The sequence below is a fragment of the Streptococcus suis genome, from assembly GCF_002960445.1.
Lineage (GTDB): Bacteria > Bacillota > Bacilli > Lactobacillales > Streptococcaceae > Streptococcus > Streptococcus hyiners.
Window position 1 is genome coordinate 1 of sequence record NZ_POJD01000405.1, and the last position, 314, is coordinate 314.

General features: G+C 39.5%; 1 protein-coding gene. It reads left to right on the plus strand.

Translation table 11 applies throughout. The features are described from left to right. Positions 1–17: 17 nt before the first annotated feature. Positions 18–314 (plus strand): formate/nitrite transporter family protein (locus C1G53_RS12280; RefSeq protein WP_041179305.1); only part of this gene is annotated, 297 nt, incomplete at its 3' end.

Sequence of the window (314 nt, forward strand, 5' to 3'; positions counted from 1 at the left end):
TTCCGATCTAGATTAGGATGGGAGCTAACCAAGAGACATTAATGTATACACTTGAAAAGAGTATCAAGAAAAAAGCAGATTTGTTTGAACACAGTTTTTCTGCCTACGCTGTACGATCAATACTAGCCAGTCTTTATTTAGGATTGGGGATTGTCATTTCTCTTTATACAGCAGACAAACTCAACCATGTCGCAGAAGGACTCGGGAAATTTAGCTATGGGTTGATGTTTGGTTGGGGGCTACTCATGATTTTATATATGAATGCCGAACTTGGAACATCCAACATGATGTATATGACAGTAGCCAGCCATCGA